Source organism: Nocardia vulneris, from assembly GCF_001613425.1.
Classification (GTDB): domain Bacteria; phylum Actinomycetota; class Actinomycetes; order Mycobacteriales; family Mycobacteriaceae; genus Nocardia; species Nocardia vulneris.
Map to the genome: position 1 here is coordinate 254,096 of NZ_BDCI01000003.1, position 16,982 is coordinate 271,077.

Here is a 16,982-nt window from a genome sequence, read left to right on the forward strand (position 1 = left end):
CCGCGGCGTCGCGCCGTCAGGACAGGTATGGACACCAAGAATCTCGCAGACCTCTACTCGCTGCCCGCGCTGGAATGGTCGAGCGTGCAGGCGAAGCTCGAACAGAACATCCCGCAGGCACCCGACACCGGCGGTCCGAAACGGCACTCCTACTGGCTGACCACCCTCAATCCTGATGGCAGCCCGCACATGACCGCGCTGGGCGCGCTGTGGCTCGACGGCGCGGTCGTGTTCACGACCGGCGCGCGAAGCCGCAAGGGCCGCAACCTCGCTCGGGATCCGCGCTGCGCGGTCAGCCTCTCGCTGCACGACTTCGATCTGGTCATCGAGGGGACGGCGAGTCAGGTCACCGACCCGGCGGTGGTGGCCGAGGTCGCCGCGAAGTACGCCGCGGACGGGTGGCCCGCCGCCCCCGACGCGACCGGGCAGGCGCTCACCGCCGAGTACAGCGCGCCGTCGGCGGGACCGCCGCCGTGGCACGTCTACCGGATCACCGCGCAGTCGGCGACGGCCCTGTCCACGGTGGAACCCGGCGGCGCGACGCGCTGGACGTTCTGAGCGCATCGACCGGCCGCGCCCGGATCGCCCTGCCGAGCGGATGCGGACCACGTACGCTACGTGGGGCGCGTTGTTCACAGCGCACCAGCGCGGAGCTCGGTGAGCACTGGTGCGGCGACGGCGCCGGCACGGGTACCGCGCTCATTCGGCGGTGCCGACCGTCGAGGGGATGGAGCCACCCATGGCACCCGGGCAATCGAGAGTTCCGCCGCAGGTGGTGGTCCGCGCCGTCGAACTCATCCGCTACGGGGTGGCGGTCGCCTATCGCAAGCTGGTACCCGGCCATATCGCGGTGATGGAACTGCTCGCCGCCGGTTGGCTCACCCAGGCGATCCACGCCGCCGCCGAACTCGGCATCGCCGACGCGCTCGCGGACGGCCCGCGCACCGGGGCCGACCTGGCCGAACAGCTCGGAGCCGACGAGGACGGACTGCACCGGCTGCTGCGCCTGCTCATCGCCTACGGCATCTTCACCCGCCGCCGCGACGGCAGGTACGCACTCACGCCGATGGGCAAGGCATTGCGCCGCGACAGTGCCGTTTCGCTGCGCGACGCGGCGTTGTTCTTCGGCTCCGCACTGCACCGCGACCACTGGTCGCATCTGGTCGACGCGGTGCGTACCGGTAAGCCGGTCGGCCAAGCGCTGCACGGCATGTCGTTCTTCGAACACGTACAGGCCAACCGCGAACTCGGCAGGCTCTTCGACAACGCGATGACCAGCATCGGCACCCTCTCGCTCGGGCCGCTGCTCGCCGCCTACGATTTCACCCGCTTCGGCACCGTCGTCGACGTCGGCGGCGGGGAGGGCACGCTCATCGCCGAAATCTTGCGCAGCACACCGGAATCCACCGGCATCCTGTTCGATCTCCCCGAGGTCGCCGAGGCCGCGGCCGACCATCTCGCCGCGCGCGGCGTGGCCGAGCGGTGCACCATCGAGCGCGGCTCGTTCTTCGACACGGTGCCACAGGGCGGCGACGTCTACATTCTCAAGCACATCCTGCACGACTGGCCGGAAGCGGATGCGGGACGCATCTTGCGCGCGGTCCGCGCGGCGATGAAACCCGATGCGCGCCTGGTGATCGTCGAGCTGGTGCTGCCGGAGAACAATCACCCGCACCCGGGCAAGTTCGTGGATCTGGAGATGCTGGTGAACGTCGGCGGGCGCGAGCGCACGGCCGCCGAGTATCGAGAGTTCTTGGCGCGCTATGGGTTCACCTTGCAACGGGTGATCCCGACGGTGTCGCCGGACAATATTCTCGAGGCCGTGCCGAGCTGAATTCGTGCGCCGGGTAGGCCTGCCGGGCGTCTACGCGGCAGTCAACGCACCACCGATCACCGCGGTCACCACCCGGGTGACGGCGGCGGTATCCGGCGGCGGTCCCGTGCGGTCGGCGAACAGCAGGTGCCCCGTGCCGATCAAAGCGGGTGCGAGCGCGTCGATATCGGCATTCTTCGCGATCCGGCCGTGCACGCGTTCGGCGGCGAGGTAATCCGCCAGCATCGCCGTCGCCTCCGACATCAGCGGTAGCCCGGTCGGCCAGCGGTGACGTAGCCTGGCGCGCAACTCGTCCCGGAACGTGACCAGACCGACGATCGCCACCGCGACCGACTCGAATATCGATGTCAGTGCGTCCGAGAGGTTTTCGACCACGGAGCCAGCACCCGCCGACACATACAGTGCAGCCGAGAGTTGTTCCATTTTGGCGACGCGATCCAGCACCAGCTCGGCCAGGAAGTCGTCGAAGTCGGTGAAATGCCGGTGCAGCACGCCTTTCGCGCACCCGGCCTCCGTGGTGACCGCCCGACTGGTCAGCGCGCTCGGCCCGTCCCGGCGCATGATCCGCTCGGCGGCGTCGAACAACTGCGCGCGCACGTCACGCATGGCGACTCCCGTTGGCACCGTGTACATCTCCCTTCATCGCCGAAACCACCCTTGCCGAGTGGGCACTTGCCCATTTACAGTGGGCGCATGCCCACTATACCGTCGGGGCCATCGCCCTCCCCTCAGCTCGAATCCCATCGAGTCCGCGCGATCGCGGAATCATTCGGTATCGATGCCGCGCGCTACGACCGGTGCCGTCCGCGCTATCCCACAGAACTCGTCGCGGCGGTCGTCGACGCCAGTCCAGGACCGCGCGTCCTCGATATCGGCACCGGCACCGGCATCGTCGCACGCCGATTCCAAGCCGCCGGCTGCACGGTCCTCGGCGTCGAACCCGATTCGCGCATGGCCGAATTCGCCCGCCACCGGGGTGCCGAGGTCGAAGTGTCCACCTTCGAGACCTGGGATCCGGCCGGGCGCAACTTCGATGCCGCCGTCGCCGGGCAGACCTGGCACTGGGTCGATCCCGTCGCGGGCGCGCACAAGGCGGCCCAGGCCCTGCGTCCGGGCGGCACCCTCGCCCTGTTCTGGAATGTGCAGCAGCCACCGCCCGAACTGGAACAGGCCCTCGCCGAGGTCTTCCACCGCGTGGTTCCGGAATCCCCGATCGCCCACCTGCCCAAAGTATCCAGCGTCGAGATCTACACGGCGATGTGCGACAAAGCCGCCGACGGCATTCGCGGAACGGCCGCGTTCGACGAGCCGCAACAGCAACGTTTCCAGTGGACCCAGCGCTACACCCGCGACGAATGGTTGGACTACTCCGCCACCACCGGCGCAACGACCCGCCTGGCGCCGGCCGTACTGGACGAGGTGCTCGCCGATCTCGGCGCGGTCATCGACCGCACCGGGGGCGATTTCGTCTGCCGGTACACGACCGTCATGGTCACCGCGACCAGAGCAGACTGATTGCTCGTATTGTTCGCCGACCGGCTGTCCGATCTCCAGCCCCGACATCCCCGCGCCTGGTTACAGTCTCGGAAAACGCGGTCACACCGTGCGACGAGAGGAACCGATGACCACAACCATCACAGACGAACAGATCCAACAGCTGGCCGCCTCCGCGAAGCCCTACAGCGTCGCCATCCTGCACTGGGGCCCGCAACGACACATGGACGGCGCCGCCGCGACCGAACTCGAACACCAGCGCCGCATGGTGACACTGCGCGCCGACGGCATCATCGCCATCCTCTGCCCGGTCGTCTCCGACACCGTGGCGGGCATCGCCATCATGACCGTAGCCCCCGAGGCAGCCGAAGAGATCATGCACGCAGACCCCTGCGTCCAGGCCCAGATGATGCACTGCGAAGTCCACCCCTGCCTCAGCTTCCCCGGCGACACCCTCCCCGCCTGACCGGCTCGTTCGGGCGGTGTCGGCTAGGGATAGCGTGGCGGGGTGACGCAGGAAGACGATGTTGTCGGGCTGGTTCGGGGAGTGTTCGGGGCGCAGTTGGTCGGGGTCTATCGGCACGGGTCGGCGGTGTTGGGTGGGTTGCGGCGGTATAGCGATATCGATGTGTTGGTGGTGAGTACGGACCCGCTGGACCAGGGGCAGCGGCGGGCGCTGTTGGCGGGGTTGCTCGAGTTGTCGGGTGAGGTGGGGGGAGCCCTGCGGCCGGTGGAGTTGACTTCGGTGGTGCAGGGTGCGGTGCGGCCGTGGCGGTATCCGCCGACGAGTGATTTTCAGTATGGGGAATGGTTGCGGGCGGAGTACGAGGGTGGGGAAATACCCTCGGCCACAGTCAGTCCCGATCTGGCGGTGCTGATAACCATGGTGCTGGACGGGGACTCGACGCTGGTGGGGCCGCCGCCCGCCCAGGTGCTCGATCCGGTCCCCAGGGCCGACCTGACGCACGCGATGGTGGCGGGCGTGCCGGAACTGTTCGGCGAACTCGAAACCGATACGCGCAATGTGCTTCTCACTCTCGCCCGGGTGTGGATGACCGTCGCCACCGGTGTGATCGCCGCGAAAGACGAGGCGGCCGAGTGGGTGCTGGATCGGATCGCGCCGGAGCACCGTCCGGTGCTCGCTCATGCGCGAGCCGTGTACCTGGGTGCGGCCGAAGAGGATTGGGCAGGACAGGCGGCACGGATCGAGCGGGCCGCCCTGACATTGCGTACCGGGATCGAGCAGGCCGCCGCGGGAAACCAGAAGTCCTGAGGCCGATTACCTCGGCGTCACGAACGCCCGCGTGGTGATACCGAGGGTTTTGTCGGAGATGCAGGACGCGCGCATCGGCTGGCCGACCGCGGACGGCACCGATTCGGTGCCCGAGTAGGCGCCGAAGATCGGCCCGTCCGGCGTGCTGGGCGTCATCAGCCCGAGACATTCGACCTCGAGCGCGGACGCGCCGGCACCGTCGTGGCACCGCGCGACGGCGTCGGTGATCCCCGGCTCGACGTAGCACGCGGCGGGATCTCCTTGCGCGGACCCCGAGCCCGCGATCAGTAGCCCGGAGACGAGCGTGACCAGGCAGCCGCCTCCACCGATACGCCGCAGCAGGGTCCTCACAGCAATCCTTTCTTCCGCGTTACCTCGCCCGAATCTTCGATCGTCCCTGGTGTTCCCTCAGAACGGCGGCAGACACGACGAGCCGCACCCGCACGAATTCGCTACGGCAGCATCAACGCCTGCGCGACCAAGGTGAGATACAGCGTCAGGATGAACAGCACGGCGGGCCCGAACGGATAGTCGATCCGCGCCGAGCGCAGGAACTTCCACGCGCCGAGCCCGGGCAGCGCCAGCAAAACCACCGGCACCCACGCGATCAGCGACCCGGGGGCCGCGAAATCCCATGGCCGGACCAGCAAGATATCGCCCAGCACCGCGACCACCGCGCACAACTGCATCGCCGCGACACTCCCGTTGGCGCCCAACGCATTCGAATACAGCATCTCGCCAGGGCGACGTTCCCGCGAAGTCTTCCTGGCGAATTCGAATTGCAGGAACGCGCCCGCGAAGATGACCGCGACTGCCGCGGCCTGCCAGTGCGCCCGCACCTCGCCGGTGTCGATGGCCGAGACCACCACGTAGCCGGTGACGAGCAGTTGCACCGGATAGGTGACGATCAGGTTCACCACGATGGCGTCGCGCACCGTGCGGAACGCGCGTTCCAGGCCCCACAGCGCCAGCCCGTAAGCCATTGCCACCGCAATCATCACGGCCGAGCCGACGGACAGCGCGAGACTGCCCGCGATCGCGCCGACCGCGATGACACCCATCGCGATCCGCAATTCCACGGCGCTCACCGCCCCGGTCACCAGGGGCCGGTCCGGATTGTGCACCCGGTCGTACTCGAGGTCCTTCTGCTCGTCGACCATCCGCAGGTACAGCAGCACGAACGCCACGACGACGATCCGGACCACGGTGGCACCGGTCGGTCGCCACGCCGAATCCGGCTGTGTCACCAGCGAAGCCGTGCCTTCCAAGGCCAGCACCCACAGCACGCCGTACAGCAGATAGTGCGGTTTGTACATCACCGCGGTGAACCGCGCTATCCGCGCGACCGAGACCAGTGGGTTGGTCACGCCCACCGATCCCAGCTGGTCAGCTCGGCGGCGGGCGTACGCCTGCCCGGCCGGTCCCGCCCGGGCAGCAGGTGCGCGACCGGCACCATGGCCACCTGGGTGACCTCGTCGTACGGAATCCCCAGCAGCTCCGCGATTTCCCGCTCGTACGCCAGGTGCGCCGTGGTCAGGCAGGACCCCAGCCCACGTTCCCGCAAGGCCAGCATGAAATTCCACACCGCCGGATAGATCGATCCATAGAAGCTCGCCAGCCGCGGCGGCGAGGCGGGTTCGGGCGGACGGCCGAGCGAGCAGACGAACACCAGCGCGGGCACCTCCGCCAGATGATCGGCGAGGTACTGGCCGGACGCGAGATCGCCGAGCTGGTCGGGCCGCGGCGTCCGGCCGGACATGTTGGCGGCGAAGCTTTTGCGGTAGAACTCCCCGATCCGCCGCTTGGTCTCGCCGTCCTGCACGATGAGGAATCGCCACGGTTGCCGATTACTGCCGCTCGGCGCCTGCACCGCGATGTCCAAGCACGCCAGCAGATCTCCCCGATCGACCGGCCGGGACAGATCGAGGCGGCGGCGGGTGGACCGAGTCATGGTGAGCAGTTCGACACCGGTCAACGGTCGGCCTCCGGTTGCTCGACGCCGAAAGCCAGCTCGTCGTCGGCGAATTCGAGATCGATCTCGGCCGCCACGGCACCGGCCTGCCGGATCTCGCAGTGGATCACGGTGCGATCGGCCTGCTGTCCGGTGATCTCCGCGACACATTCCGCGGGCCGATCCAGCTCGACGAACCGTTCGAAAGAGCTTCCGACGCACTCCAATTGCGGGGCCCGGTGCAACACCATCGCCAACGCGGTCTGCCTGCACGCCTCGATCAGCAGACTGCCTGGCACGTGGTCCAGCTCGTGATCGAACAGGAATGGATGTCCCAGGTCCGGGACGAGCGTCGCACGCGCGGTATTGCCGTCCAGCTGCGGCGGTCCGATCACGACGTTGCGCCAATTCTCCCGGCCGACAACGGCGGCGGCGGCACGATCGCCCAGCGCGGACGCCCCGACGTACGGTCCGAGCTCGAGGCTCGTGCGGAAGGCGGAGCGCAGCGCCGCCCACTGTCGTGGCGTCACCCAGGAGAACGACCCGTCCACGGTCATCATCGACTCACCGCCGCAGTCGATTTCGAGCACCATGTCCAGGCCGTGCAGCGTGTCGCCGCGCACGTGCCTGCGCGGCACCCGCACCCGCATGACGAGGTCGGCGGGCGCGGTGCCCACCGTCCATGCCGCGGTGTCCGCGCCGGTGCCGTTGAACGTGCGCACGATGAACCCCATATCGGCGGGGACGCCGTAGAACTCGTGGCTGAGCGCGATCGCGGCCTGCCTGGCCGCCTCCATCACCAGCAGCGGATCGTGGCGCAACCCCAGCGTCCCGGCGTGGTCGCTGTAATACGCGTGCATCCGCGGTAATTGGGCACCGGCCACGAACTCGTGCTCGGCGACGGTGTCCAGCGAGGTGACGAACACCTCGGACACCGCGCACCGATGCGCGAGCTCGCGCGAGATGGTGCGTAGATGGGTTGCCGTTTTCACCGTTTCCACATTTGCCGTCACGGTCGTCCCTCCTGCCAGTCTTCGGCGGATACCGGTCGCAGCGTCTGCTGCTGGGTGCCGGCCCGCATCGGGAGTACATAGGACCCGAGCACGATCACCGACCACGGATCGAGTTCTCGGCCATCGGCCCACGCGGCGTACAGCAGCCGCGCACACTCGTCGTCCGCCTGTGGGTCGAAGTCGTCGGGGGCCGGCGCACCGGCCCGTGCCAGGTCACGCAGGATCTGCTCGGTCGCGTCCGCGCGATCGAAACTACGTGCGGGGACCTGCGTGTAGAGCCCATTGGTGAGCGCGAGCGCCTCGGCCGAGCGATCCTCGCCCGTGCCCGCCTGCGCGATCACCGCCGCCCGCCGCTGCTCGCCCAGGTAGATGGCGAGCTCCCGCAGCACGTCGGCGGGGTCGTCGGGCGAATGCACCAGGTTGAGTAAATAGTTGTGTCTACCGAGGAGGTATCGCAGCTGACCGGCCTCGCGTTTACGCGGATCCGTCGGCCCTTTGGCCTCGGTGAGGCGCACGGAGACGGGCAATGCCCCGTCCTCGCCCCGGACGACGAGCACCAGCACGTCCGAGATGCCGACCAACAGGTCGGCGAGCGTGCGGCGTTCGGGCGAGGCGATGTTCCAGGCGAAGTACCACAGCGCGCGGGCGAGATGCCGGTCCACCGCGACCCGGAACGCGGAGACGACCTGGAAGTCGTTGTCGGCCAGCCATTTCAGGGTGGGCCCGACTGCCCTGGCGACGATCGCGTCGGGCTTGAGCAACAGCAGCGAATGCTCGCGGGCGAACTTCGCGGCGTCCACGCCGAGTCGATCGAGCTGGTCGACCGTCTCCAACAGGTAGGTATCGGCGGCGTAGGCCGTGACCTTCGCCGGCTGCGGCGTCAGCTCGGTGAGCAGTTGTTCCAGCGACGCGCTCATCGGTCCGCCCCGCCGAAGTCGTTGCCCGCCAGCACTTCTTCGATCGAAGGCAGCGGCACGCCCAGGTAACCGGATTCCAGGCAGTAGTCCAACAGCAAGCGCAGATACTCCTTACCACTCGCGGGCGCGGGTTTACCCAGCAGCACTTCGGCATTCGCGGTGGCGAAGCGCAATTTGCGGCGGAAATAGCTGGTGTAGAGCACACCGATGCGCCGGTAGTACTCGCGCTCGATGCCGTCGAGATCGTGCTCGTCGAACGTGCCGGCGGGCACGAAGGTCGCGACCTCGAAGGAGGGGTACTCGGCCAGCACGTCGGAGACCTCACGCAGCGACAGCGCGTCCCGGCCGACGGCGTGGAAGGTGCGCCCGTGCGCGGAGTCGAAATCCAGTACGGCGGCGGCGATCACGTCGGCGACATGATCGACCGGCGCCAGCGCGAGCGTCGCGTCGTACCGGCCGGGCAGCGAGCGCAGCTTGCCTTCGACCATGAGTTTGACGACGGTGTAGAGGTTCTTGTATTCGCGGATCACGCCGGTGCCGCTCGCGCCGGTGACGATGCCCGGCCGCACGATCGCCCAGCGCAGACCCTGCTCCCCCGCGGCCCGCACCAGCTGCTCGGCCCGGAACTTGCTCTCCTCGTAGCCGTTTCCGAACGACTGGCCCGCGTCGAGGTCGTGCTCACCGATGGTGCCGCTGCGTTCGCCGCACACGTAGGCGGTGCTGACGTGGACGAACGGGACGTCCCACGCGCGCGCGAGTTCGATCGCGTTGGCGGTGCCCTGCACGTTCAGCTCGTCGTAATCGGTCGCCGAGGCGTCGAACGCCGTGGTCGCCGCCGAGTGCACGATGATGCCGACGCGGTCGGCCAGATCGGCCCGATCCGGCTCGGCCAGGCCGAATCCCGGCGCCCGGATATCACCGGCGACCGCACGGCCCGCGCCGAGCACGGTGCCGTCGTTGCGGATGATCCGCGAATTGCTGTGCAGCACCGCGGCAACCGGGCGGCTCGCGGCAGACAGCCGGGCGAGGACCTCCGCACCGACCAGTCCCGAGGCGCCGGTGAGCAATACCGTGTCCCGCCCGGTCATGCGCGTCCCTCCGCGGCCAATGTCCCGGTGACCAGCGTGATGACCTCGCCGACGCGGCGCACGCCGACGAGCTGCTCGGGTCGATAACGGGGCAGCTCGAAGGAGCGCTCCAGCACCACGGTCAGCTCCATCAGACGCAGCGAGTCGAAGCCCAGGTCTTCGATCAGCCGCTGACTGTCCTCGGCAGCTGCCTGCGCGTCCGGGGCCATCCGCTGGATCAGCCCACGGACCCGCTCGGCCACAGCGGCGTCGGCCACGGCGGTCATGCCTGCACCTCCTCGTCGCGTAGATGCGGTTGCTGCCCACCGGAGGCCAGCAGGTCGCGGGCCTCGTCCAAGGGCAGTTCGGTGTTCAGATAGCCGGCGATGCGCAGCCAGTCGTAGCCGATCGCCAGCGTGCGACGCCACTGCTCCCGCGAGTCGAAGGAGGCGGGGAAGCCGGTCGCGGCCGGGTCGGCGGCCACCGAACGTACCAGCGTGACGAACTCGTCCAGCACAGCGAGCCCGGCCAGCGTGTCACCGCCGTCCACGAGCTGCGAGAACCGCACCCGCCGGGCCGATTCCAGCCGAGCGAGCAGCTCGTCGCGGCGGGGGGCAGCCGGCGGCAGCAGCCGGGCCAGCGTCGAGGACGGGGCGACGTCGGCGGGCAATGGGTGAATACCGTAGGCGGACAACACCACCCGCACGGCCATCGCGATCATCCGGTGAGCGGCGATCTCGGCGACCGCGCCCTGCGCGTTCCCGAGCGCGCCCGCCAGGTCCTCTCTGGCGTTCTCCAGCACGATGTTCGACCACACCAGGTTCAGCGCGCACTCGGTGAACCGGCGCGCGGGCAGCGGCGAGAGCGTCGCGATCGCCTGCTCGCGTACCGCACCGGTCACGCCGAGCGCGGGCGATATCGCGGACGGCACGGGCGTGTGCGGTCTGACCCGTTTGCAGAGAGCCAAAGCGGGCGTGAGCACTTCGCCACCGCGCCATTGCAGGCCGACGAAACCGAGACGCAGGAACTCGGCCAGGGCCGCGGTGCTGTCGTGCGGTGCGCGGCCGAGGACCGCGGCGATCGAATGCCGGAACACCACCGAGCGCCACGCCCGCGCCGCGTCGTCGGAGAGCACGAAAACCTCACTGCTGTCCCGCATGACGTGCACGCGCGGACCGATATGCCAGGTGGTGACCTCGGGCATCCGGGCGAACAGGATCTGGTCGGGATCATCGACGACGCCGGTCACGCCGAGTTCCCCGGCCAGCGTGTACAACTGGGCCCAGGTCGCGTCCTCGGACAGTTCTTCCGCCGGGGCATCAGGCCGCACGTCCCCGCCGTCGCGGCTGTCTTCACCTGCCCACGCGGCCGGATCGGCGAGAGCACGGTAACGGTCGACGAGTTCCTCGGCACCGATCCGATCCAGCTGGCGCGGCAGCCATTTGGTCTCGACGTAGCTTTCGCCCCGATGCGCTGCCCAGCCCTTCATCGCCTGGAGCAAACCGTCGCGGGCCCACTCGACCGCTTCGTCGCGGGCATGCAGCGCCCACAATGCGACGGCGTACCGCAGCGCATGCCGGGCACGGTCGTGCCACCATTCGGCGAGCAGGGCGGTGAACGCGGCATGCGGGAGCAGTGCCCGCAATTCGCCGACGTCCTGGGTCCCGGCCCGGACCACGGTGGCCCGCAGGAACCGCTGACATCGATTGAGCAGGTCCTCGTCCAGGTCGGGCACGCTGGTGGCGTGCGCGACCTGTTCGAGCTGCCTGCGCAGTTGGGCGGCCGAGCGGGTCCGCACCTCCACCCGGCGGCCATCGATGAACAGCACCGTCGGCAGGGTGGGCAGTTCGTCGTCGCCGGGCGCGAGCACCAGGAAGTCCACATCGGACCCGTCGTTGCCGAAACCCTCGGCCAGCGACCCCTCGAACAGCACCGTCGAATCCCGCGGCACGGCAACGCTGTCCAGCGCCTTGTCCAGCAGCTGGACCGCCCGGTCGAGGGCCATGGTCGGCACCGGCAGGTCCGGGTCGGCTGACGCGCGGACCGTCCCGGCCTCGGCGCCGATCTGTTCTTCGTGGGCGACCGCGTCGGCCAGCGCACCGCCGCGGAACTGCTCCCACATGTGCCTGCGGCGCGGTTTACCACTGGAGGTGCGGCGGATGATGCCGCGCGGGCCGGTGACGATGATGATCGTTTGCGCCGGGCCGAGCTCGCTACGCATGATCTTGCGGGCCTCGGCGATCCAATCGCCCGGCTTCGACTCGGCGAACAGTGCGATGCCCTGGGCACCGGGCTCGGTGATCGCGACCGCGGCCAGCTTGCCCTTGGTGATGCCGGTTTCCTGTGCGACCCGGGATTCGATGTCCTCCATGAACACCGACCGCCCGCGCACCTTCAGGCTCGACCCCATCCGGCCGAGCACGAAAACCTCACCGCGGTGCAGAAATCCCGCGTCGCCGGAATGCAGTGCGCCGTCGAGGATCCGGGTGGACGCGGACTCGGACTCGTCGGAGTAGCCCAGCGCGACCGAATCGCCGAGCACCACCATCTCGCCGAGCGTGCCGTCCGGCAGCGGACGGCCTTCGTCGTCGACCACCGTGACGGTCGATTCGGGGGTCGAGTAGCCGAGGCCGGTGATCCAGCCCGCGCCCTCGACGCGGTGGGCGTCGTCGAGCAGCCGCTCCTCCAGCACGGTGACCGGCTCGCCGAAACGCAGTGTCGGCGTATCGATCCGCAGCGCGGTGATCGGACGATGGCGCGCCGAGGAGGTCACCATCAGCGTCGACTCCGCCAGCCCGTAGGCGAGGGTATAGGCGCTCATCGAAAAGCCTTGCGGTCCGGCGAGGTCGGCGAAGGACTGGAGATCGGCCACCTCCACCGGTTCGGATCCCACGGCCAGCGTGCGCCAACCGGACAGGTCCAGATCGGCGATCTCGGCGGGCGAAACCCGATGTGCCACATAGCCGAGCGCGAACGACGGCGACGGGGAATGCTGGGCGTGCGCCATCGCACGCAACCAGCGGACCGGATCACGGACGAACTGGTCCGGCCGCATCAGATACAGATCGCCCTGATTGGTGACGGTGGTCAGGAACGCACCGACCAGACCCATATCGTGATAGAGCGGCAGCCACGAGACCATCGCCTCGCCCGGCTCCCACTCGACCAGCGCGGAGATCATCGCGATGTTGTTCGCCAGGTTGTGCCAGCTCACCCGCACCCCGCGCGGGGCGGCGGTGGAGCCCGACGTGAACTGCAGCAGCGCGCATTCGTCGGGTTCACCGAATACCCTTTGCCCGGGCGGGCATTCGGGCAGCGCCGAGGCGTTGATCACCAACGGCTCGTCGGTGCGCCCGGCCGCCGTCGCCGCCTGCCGCACGAGCTGCTCGAACTCGACCGAGGTGACCACCAGTCGCGGCCGCGCCTGGGTCAGGATGCCCGCGATATGCGCGATGATCTGCTCGAGATCGCCGAACATCGGCGGCGCGACCGGCGTGAACACCCCGCCACACGCCCAGACCGCGTAGAACGCGGCGACACAGGGAAATCCGGTCGGCATGATCACGCAGGCGCCGTCGCCACTGGTCATGCCGTGCGCCCGCATCAACGCCGCGATCGACCAGGTCGATTCGGCGAGCTCGGCATAGCTGCGGTATTCCCAGCCGTCCGCCTCGTCGGCCAAATGGATTCCGGCCCCTGTCGCGGGTTCGGCTAGCCAATTACGTACGGCGGCAACATCTTTGTCGTCACGCATCGTGGTCATCTCCTTCGGCCAGCACGGTTACGGTGCCATTGGTGCCATCGACCCGGATCCGCATACCGGTCCGTATCACTCTGGTGACGTCTTTGACCTGGACCACCGTGGGCACACCCAGTTCCCGCGCCACGATCGCCACATGGGTGAGCGGGCTGCCGCGCTCGATGACGAGCGCCGCCGCCGAGGGCAGCGCGGCCACCCAACCGGGATCGGTTCGATAGGCCACCAGGATGCCACCCGCGACGTCGCGCGGCTCGTCCACGACCACCGCGGCCCCCGTCACGATGCCCGAGGCCGACGGCGTGCCGGGCAGCACCGTCCCCGCCGTGGCCGCCGGGGTGTCGGTGACCGGCACCCAACCCTGTTGCGCGAGTTCGGCCCGGCCGAACGCCGAACCGACGGTGACGAAGCGATCCGGCGCCACCAAACCGGCGTCCCTGGCGCGCTGCGCCTTCCGGGCGGCGACGAGCTCACGCATCGGGGCGGTATCGGCACCGTCATAACAACCGCGCAACTCCTGCACGGTCAAGTAGAACACGTCGGCGAACTCGTCGATCACACCGCGGCCGGCCAGATCACGACCCATCGCCCGGATCATCCGCTTGACCATGCCGAACGCACGGGTCCGGCAGAACCGCAACCGTTCCCGATGCGCCGCGCAACGAGACACCTTGCCGCGCAATCGTTCATAGATCCGACGGCGGAAACCGCGCAGATGCGCGTCCAGGTACTCCTCGGCTTCGTCGCGGTGCCCGAGCGGCGCGTCCGGCAGGGCGCTGCGCAGCATGACGAACAGGCTCGCCGGATCTTCGCGCAGGTCCGGCGTTTCCAGTTTCAGCTCGTCCAGGCTCCGGTATCCGTACCGATCGATATAGTCATCGACCTTCGCGCGGAAGTCCGGGTGATCGGCCAGTGCGGGGTAGATCTTTTCCGGCGCAGTCGAATTCACCAGCGCGGTCAATTCCGGGTCGACCCGGGCCGCGTCCGCCAGCGCCTTCATCGCGCGAGCCGGTTCCGCGGACTCTACGTCGGCGCCGGGACCGACCACCGCGTACAGGAACCACTCCGGGGCCTTCGGCAGGAACAGCTTGGTGAGCAGGAACATCAAGCCGGTACAGGTCAACAGGATGGCGTCGAGCACCATCAGCGGTCCCCAGCGCTCGACCAGATCGCGGTCCACCCGCCGGTAGGCCGCATAGGCTTCGGCACCGGAGAGCGCGGTGTAGTCGATCGCGTCGTATTCGTCGTAGACGCGGTAGAAGTCCGTCATGAACTGCTCGACCAGCTCGTCGATGCCGAACAGCCGGCGCAGGTAGGTCACCGTGGTCACGGTCCGCGACCGCAGGCGGGCCAGCGGGTTACCGAAGGTGAACGGCCGCAACGTTTTCGCGACATCATCGGGCAGCGGCTCGGCCACGCCCAGCGCGGCCTCGAGCACCTTGCGGTTCAGCGGATAGCCCGGCGCGATGCCGACCATCCGATACCAGTGCAGCAGGTTGTAGTACACCCGGCCGTGAAAGTAGCCGAGCAGCACCGGAGTCCACTGTTCGGTCTGGCGCACCTGCGCGCTCGGCACGCGCAGCGAACGCGCGTAACCGTGGTACACCCGGCCGTAGATATCGGCGGCGGTGGTGTAGGTGAGCGGCGAGGTGATACCGCTGAAACTCTCGATGATGTTGGAGTTGTCCCAGATTCGGCGTGCACCGTCGGGCACCACCTCGCCCGCGCCGCGCAACACCGCGCCGGGTGGCGCACTCGCCAGCGCCGTCGTGATGGGGCGCGCCTGCAGGAACCAGAGGCCCGCACCGTCGATCGCCCATTCCACATCCTGCGGCGCGCCGAACTCGACCTCCAATTTCGCGCCCAGTTCGGCGATCTCGGCGATTTCGGCGGCGGTGAGCGCGGACTGTGCGCGTCGAGCGGGCTCGACCGGATCGATCGTGTAACCCTGATCGACGGTGACCGTGTAGGACTGGTCCTTCTCGCCCAGCACCGTCTCCAGCACCGCGCCCGAACTCTTGTCGAGCACTACGGAGTCGGCGTCCACCGCACCGGACACCAGCCCCTCGCCGAGGCCGTAGACCGCGCTGAGCATCAACTCGTCCCGGGCGCCGCTGATCGGGTTCGCGGTGAACAGGACGCCGCTGGCCCGCGCGGCGACCAGCCGCTGCAGTACCACCGCGACACCGGCGACGGGCGGGCGCTGGTTCGCGAACGCGTAGCGCAGCGACCGCTCCGAGAAGGCCGACGCCCAGCAGTCACGGACCCGGTCCAGCACCGCGTCCAGGCCGTTGACGTTCAGAAATGAATCGAACTGACCCGCGTACGAGTGATCCGGGCCGTCCTCGGCGACCACCGACGAGCGCACCGCAATCGCCCCGCTACCCAGCTGCCGATAAGCCTCGGCGACCAGCTCACCGATATCCGGCGGCAACGGTTTCGCGACGATTTCGGCTCGAAATGTGGCCGCGACGGTGAGTGCGGCATCGAGATCCTCGAGTGAAACGATTGTGTCCGCTGTCTGGGCCAGCGCGCTCTCGGTGAGGAACCGGGCGAAGACGTCGGTACCGAGCACGGTCCAGTCCGGGACTCGAAACCCGCACTGCCCCAGGCTATGCAGGCCCCGCGCTTTGCCGCCGCCGAGCTCGGCGATCGTCGCGGTATCGGTCCATGGTCCAAGCACGTGCACGGATTCCTCCCGTCACCCCTGGGTCAGCGCATCGCAGCAAGACGCTGCGACACGGGCTAGCCGAGCAAAAACAAATAGGGGTTGTTTGGATATATCCGAGAAATCACCGCATTGTTAGCCCACAATCCTAGGTGCTCGGTGCGCCGACCGCACCGCGACCGCTAGGCTACGAGCAGCGTCGGTGGGTTCGGTGAGGATGTGATTCGGGCGGTGAGTTGGACGTTCACTCCGGACGAGTTCGCCCACGTCTGGCGGGAAACCGAGCTCGATCGGCACCCGTATCCGTTGCGGATCCTGGAGACCCCGCGCACCGAAGACGAGGCCGATCGCCTGCGCGCGACCCTCGACGAGCGGCTGCCGCTGCGCGCCGACCCGGACCTGAGCGCCTGTCTGCGCATCCTGGCGGCGCCGCAGACCAGGATCGTGGCCATCGGCGGTGCGCACACGCCGGGCAGCGAGCTGCGGCTGCTCGCCGCGGCTATCTACGACCGCGCTGTACTCGCTCTCCAGGAGCCGGGCTCGAGCCCGGAGTTCGGTGGCCGGGTCCGCCTCACCATCGGGCACAGTGGCAAGCTGGGGGCCCGGATAGCCGGTCTGCTGCCCACCGCCCCGCCGGGACACGAACCCGCCCGCGTCGCGCCCACCGAGGCGGTACGCGACGAGGAAGTGGTGGTCGCCCAGCGTCCCACCGCGCCGCGCATCCGCAAATTGCTGTTGAAGCCGCACTCCGCGGAGGGCCACATTCGGATCGAGTCCCAGCTCGACCAGCCCACACCCGCGCCGGCCGTCCACTACACCTGGATCGACGTCAAAGGCGACGGGCGGTACCTGATCAGGGCGGGCAAGGAGGTCCACATCACGCCCGCCTCGGCCGAGCAGATCGCCGCACAATTGCAGAAACGCATTCAGCCGTGACGCCCGTCGGCCCGGCCGAGCGCCGACCAGTGCTGACCGGATACTCGGCTTCGGGATAGTCTGGGGCGGACC

The 16,982-nt window shown here is 68.7% G+C and carries 16 protein-coding genes; 6 read left to right on the forward strand and 10 right to left on the reverse strand.

What is annotated here, in order from left to right:
* The first annotated feature begins 27 nt into the window (after positions 1–27).
* Together NVU01S_RS05610 and NVU01S_RS05615 are read left to right on the forward strand one after the other, a co-directional pair.
* Complete coding sequence (locus tag NVU01S_RS05610) at positions 28–558, forward strand: pyridoxamine 5'-phosphate oxidase family protein (RefSeq protein WP_043672982.1); 531 nt, start codon at positions 28–30, stop codon at positions 556–558.
* A 181-nt stretch (positions 559–739) separates the two neighbouring features.
* A complete protein-coding gene (locus tag NVU01S_RS05615; RefSeq protein ID WP_043672979.1) occupies positions 740–1,834 on the forward strand; it encodes a methyltransferase in 1,095 nt (364 codons plus the stop codon).
* Positions 1,835–1,864: 30 nt separating this feature from the next.
* Here the strand turns inward: NVU01S_RS05615 and NVU01S_RS05620 are convergent, their stop codons facing one another.
* A complete protein-coding gene (locus NVU01S_RS05620) occupies positions 1,865–2,440 on the reverse strand; it encodes a TetR/AcrR family transcriptional regulator (RefSeq protein ID WP_244467310.1) in 576 nt (191 codons plus the stop codon).
* Positions 2,441–2,527: 87 nt separating this feature from the next.
* Here NVU01S_RS05620 and NVU01S_RS05625 point away from each other — a divergent pair, with 87 nt between their 5' ends.
* From NVU01S_RS05625 to NVU01S_RS05635, 3 genes are all read left to right on the forward strand, one after another.
* Positions 2,528–3,349, forward strand: coding sequence for a class I SAM-dependent methyltransferase (locus tag NVU01S_RS05625; RefSeq protein WP_043672977.1), 822 nt, complete (start codon positions 2,528–2,530; stop codon positions 3,347–3,349).
* Positions 3,350–3,455: 106 nt separating this feature from the next.
* The gene (locus NVU01S_RS05630; RefSeq protein ID WP_043672974.1) at positions 3,456–3,794 is read left to right on the forward strand and encodes a YciI family protein; all 339 of its coding nucleotides are present in this window, start codon (positions 3,456–3,458) and stop codon (positions 3,792–3,794) included.
* Positions 3,795–3,836: 42 nt separating this feature from the next.
* Positions 3,837–4,601 (forward strand): aminoglycoside adenylyltransferase family protein, encoded by a 765-nt coding sequence (locus NVU01S_RS05635; protein WP_082032112.1) that lies wholly within the window; start codon positions 3,837–3,839, stop codon positions 4,599–4,601.
* 6 nt (positions 4,602–4,607) lie between these two features.
* Here the strand turns inward: NVU01S_RS05635 and NVU01S_RS05640 are convergent, their stop codons facing one another.
* The 9 genes from NVU01S_RS05640 to NVU01S_RS05680 all read right to left on the reverse strand — a co-directional run bounded on the left by NVU01S_RS05640 (position 4,608) and on the right by NVU01S_RS05680 (position 15,989).
* Positions 4,608–4,952, reverse strand: a complete 345-nt coding sequence (locus NVU01S_RS05640; RefSeq protein ID WP_043672971.1) for a hypothetical protein — start codon at positions 4,950–4,952, stop codon at positions 4,608–4,610.
* A 101-nt stretch (positions 4,953–5,053) separates the two neighbouring features.
* A complete protein-coding gene (locus NVU01S_RS05645; RefSeq protein WP_244467309.1) occupies positions 5,054–5,968 on the reverse strand; it encodes a UbiA prenyltransferase family protein in 915 nt (304 codons plus the stop codon).
* Positions 5,965–6,576 carry a nitroreductase family protein gene (locus tag NVU01S_RS05650; protein ID WP_043672968.1) on the reverse strand — a complete coding sequence of 204 codons (612 nt, stop codon included), beginning with the start codon at positions 6,574–6,576 and terminating at the stop codon, positions 5,965–5,967. Before NVU01S_RS05650 ends, NVU01S_RS05645 begins: the two co-directional genes overlap by 4 nt.
* Positions 6,573–7,565 (reverse strand): ScbA/BarX family gamma-butyrolactone biosynthesis protein, encoded by a 993-nt coding sequence (locus NVU01S_RS05655; RefSeq protein WP_244467308.1) that lies wholly within the window; start codon positions 7,563–7,565, stop codon positions 6,573–6,575. Before NVU01S_RS05655 ends, NVU01S_RS05650 begins: the two co-directional genes overlap by 4 nt.
* Positions 7,562–8,482, reverse strand: a complete 921-nt coding sequence (locus NVU01S_RS05660) for a nucleoside-diphosphate kinase (protein WP_043672963.1) — start codon at positions 8,480–8,482, stop codon at positions 7,562–7,564. Before NVU01S_RS05660 ends, NVU01S_RS05655 begins: the two co-directional genes overlap by 4 nt.
* A complete protein-coding gene (locus NVU01S_RS05665) occupies positions 8,479–9,570 on the reverse strand; it encodes an SDR family oxidoreductase (protein ID WP_043672960.1) in 1,092 nt (363 codons plus the stop codon). The genes NVU01S_RS05660 and NVU01S_RS05665 overlap by 4 nt, the downstream gene beginning before the upstream one ends.
* On the reverse strand, positions 9,567–9,836 hold the full coding sequence (locus tag NVU01S_RS05670) for an acyl carrier protein (RefSeq protein WP_043672957.1): 270 nt from the start codon (positions 9,834–9,836) through the stop codon (positions 9,567–9,569). The genes NVU01S_RS05665 and NVU01S_RS05670 overlap by 4 nt, the downstream gene beginning before the upstream one ends.
* A complete protein-coding gene (locus tag NVU01S_RS05675) occupies positions 9,833–13,303 on the reverse strand; it encodes an AMP-binding protein (protein WP_043673115.1) in 3,471 nt (1,156 codons plus the stop codon). Before NVU01S_RS05675 ends, NVU01S_RS05670 begins: the two co-directional genes overlap by 4 nt.
* Positions 13,296–15,989, reverse strand: coding sequence for a phosphoenolpyruvate synthase (locus NVU01S_RS05680; RefSeq protein ID WP_052280755.1), 2,694 nt, complete (start codon positions 15,987–15,989; stop codon positions 13,296–13,298). The genes NVU01S_RS05675 and NVU01S_RS05680 overlap by 8 nt, the downstream gene beginning before the upstream one ends.
* A 216-nt stretch (positions 15,990–16,205) precedes the next feature.
* Between NVU01S_RS05680 and NVU01S_RS05685 the strand changes: the two genes are divergently transcribed.
* On the forward strand, positions 16,206–16,910 hold the full coding sequence (locus NVU01S_RS05685; protein WP_043673111.1) for an ESX secretion-associated protein EspG: 705 nt from the start codon (positions 16,206–16,208) through the stop codon (positions 16,908–16,910).
* Positions 16,911–16,982: the final 72 nt, after the last annotated feature.